The organism is Porphyromonas sp. HMSC065F10 (assembly GCF_001808555.1).
Lineage (GTDB): Bacteria > Bacteroidota > Bacteroidia > Bacteroidales > Porphyromonadaceae > Porphyromonas_A.
This window is the reverse complement of sequence record NZ_KV793752.1, coordinates 1-2,373: the sequence shown is the minus strand read 5'-3', so window position 1 is coordinate 2,373 and position 2,373 is coordinate 1. Positions and strand designations below refer to the sequence as shown.

At 47.6% G+C, this 2,373-nt stretch carries 3 protein-coding genes; 1 reads left to right on the top strand and 2 read right to left on the bottom strand.

Features of this window, described 5'->3' with window-relative positions; all coding sequences use genetic code 11:
• Window positions 1-195: 195 nt before the first annotated feature.
• Both HMPREF2890_RS08920 and HMPREF2890_RS09050 read right to left on the bottom strand, forming a co-directional pair.
• Window positions 196-396, bottom strand: coding sequence for a hypothetical protein (locus tag HMPREF2890_RS08920; protein WP_148130641.1), 201 nt, complete (start codon window positions 394-396; stop codon window positions 196-198).
• A gap of 67 nt (window positions 397-463) precedes the next feature.
• Window positions 464-637, bottom strand: coding sequence for a hypothetical protein (locus HMPREF2890_RS09050; RefSeq protein WP_168160396.1), 174 nt, complete (start codon window positions 635-637; stop codon window positions 464-466).
• A gap of 684 nt (window positions 638-1,321) precedes the next feature.
• Here HMPREF2890_RS09050 and HMPREF2890_RS01425 point away from each other — a divergent pair.
• Window positions 1,322-2,296 carry a discoidin domain-containing protein gene (locus tag HMPREF2890_RS01425; protein ID WP_083289728.1) on the top strand — a complete coding sequence of 325 codons (975 nt, stop codon included), beginning with the start codon at window positions 1,322-1,324 and terminating at the stop codon, window positions 2,294-2,296.
• Window positions 2,297-2,373: the final 77 nt, after the last annotated feature.

The following is a 2,373-nucleotide window of genomic DNA, read 5'->3' as shown; positions in this document are numbered from 1 at the left end:
CCGATATTAGAGAATTCTTTTACCGATATTAGAGCGCACTAATATCGGTAAAAGAATTACTCCAGAGGGTATGCGATTCCAGAAAAAGTACACAGCTGATTAAGTATTACTAGGACTGTATACCGGTCATTGGATTAAGACATGAGAGTCTACTCACCCGGAATAGGTTAGGTACCAACAAGCATACAAACAATCTCAACCCACTGCGATGATGTCACGGAAGTATTCATTTGACAGCTTATGGAGTATGGTCACACCCGCCCTGGGCAGCTTCCCTTGTTGTCGTCGGCATAAGGAGAGTACTGCGCTCGCTCTCGTGGACTCATCGCAGCCCTCTGCGGTGCAATGAGCTGCCTGAGCCTTCACCCTGTTGTAGTAGCCTTTCCTGCGACGCATAGATATTTGCAATACTTATGTACGCCGATTGCACGACCGCTAATATTCTTCTCTTTCTTCTCGCCCACTAGTCTAAACCGTCCTTTTTTAGATCAATATGATACTTGGAGGCCAGGTAGTCCAAGGACGCTTTTTTGATCTCGTACTCGATCAGTGACTCTCGAAGCCTCACCTTGAGTTCTTCACACTCACGCTCTTTCTCGATAAGCTTACGCTCAATATCGCTGATATTCTTACTCATAACCTGCTCTGTGATTTGTTTTGGGTTGTGACACCAAAGGTACTGATTCAGCTGGCAATGGTTGTAATCGGTACATTGTGACGCATACTTAGTGTAGCGAGAGTCTCGCAAGCACACACCATTTCGCACTAGACTTTTAGTTTAAACTTTTCTTTGTAGCTCCTCTGTTTCAGACCCGCTTACCGGCTCTTCCGAGGGGTCTCTCCCGACTTTTTCGCCTCCTTCTTGTTATTCATTTCTTCCTCTATCTGTGTTCTTATCTAAGATACCACAAAAGATGAATGCGTAGTACTTGATTGTGTGGGGCGTAATGGTCGCCCGAAATAGCGGTTCCGGATGATCACCAACTGAGGAAGTAGTGGTATGGTTAAAACACCGTCATACAAGACTTGACGCAAAAAGAGGACAACTTTCCGTAATAACGTCCTGCGCCATTGAGACGTTAAAACAGCATCACATTCATCTTATTACCATAATATTAACACAGAGTCTCTAACCCACTCATCAAAATTAGGGATTGCGTAAAAGAAAGACTGTAACATTAATGTCGTCAAAATGCATTCGATTTGCCACATCAAACCACTACCTTTGGAACGATTTCATACAGTATGATATTGTAGCTTATTTTCTAAAGCACTACATACTTAAGGAAGCGAACTTTATTTTACTTAATCAATATAGGATATGAAAGGAACAAAAACCTTGCTCTTCACACTGGCGGTAGGACTGATGACAATCAGCTGCGACACCAATAAGAACGAGCTTTCAGCGCCACAAAGTGCCATACCTCTGGAGAAGGTCTCCGCTAAGTCGGAGGGACCCGGCCAGGTCACCATCTCGTGGGCTATGTCAGGTAAGAAAGAGAACAGCGACTGCATCGGAGTGATGGTTTCTTACTTTGACCCAATCCTAAATCACAAAGTACTGCTCGGTGGTAAGCCCGAGCAGGGATCGGTGGTCGCCTCCGGCCTAGCCGAGTGTGCCGGGACGATTGACTTCACCGTAACCTCCTACAGTAGTACCGGTGATGCCTCAGCATCTATGACCACCTCTGCCGTCAGCCGGCATATGGCGATGACTTACACCACCAAGGCGTGGAAGGATATCCCCCTGAGCGCCGATCAACTCAGCACAAATGCTCAGGAGGAGTCTGAGGGCCCTATTGAGAACCTTACCGATGGAGATCTGGGTAACTACTTCCACTCTGACTGGCATGGCTGGGTGGACGTAAACCAACTCCACAACATCATCATCGACCTCAAGAACGGCGTCACGGCTCAGGATATGATCCTTGGCTACGCACCCCGCCCCGGGAAGGAGGGTGACTCTGTCAAGGATGCTAGAGTCTCCTTCAGCAAGGACGGGAACAGCTGGTCAGCACCGATCTCAGTCACCTTTGATATGCCCAAGGAGAGTGGCGTGAGAGTCAATTGCGAGTACTTCAGCGTGCCTGCAGGCACTCGCTACATCAGACTGGAGCCGACCTCCCGCTACGATGGCACCGATCTCATCAGCCTACTTGGTACAGGTGGCGGTGACAGATACTTCCATATGGCAGAGCTGTGGCTCTCCCAGGTGACGGAGTACAATGAGCATGACCCCGAGATCGCCATCATGGAGATCATAGAAAACAACAAGAAGGCGAACGCCACCAAGTAACATAGTGAGCATAAAAGAATGAAACGCAATAGTATCATAAAGAGCTGACTTATAGGTCAAAATGGTGGGTGCGACAG

Coding starts and splice junctions, on each gene's coding strand:
- HMPREF2890_RS08920 (WP_148130641.1), bottom strand. CDS start 396: ATGCGTCGCAGGAAAGGCTACTACAACAGGGTGAAGGCTCAGGCAGCT.
- HMPREF2890_RS09050 (WP_168160396.1), bottom strand. CDS start 637: ATGAGTAAGAATATCAGCGATATTGAGCGTAAGCTTATCGAGAAAGAG.
- HMPREF2890_RS01425 (WP_083289728.1), top strand. CDS start 1,322: ATGAAAGGAACAAAAACCTTGCTCTTCACACTGGCGGTAGGACTGATG.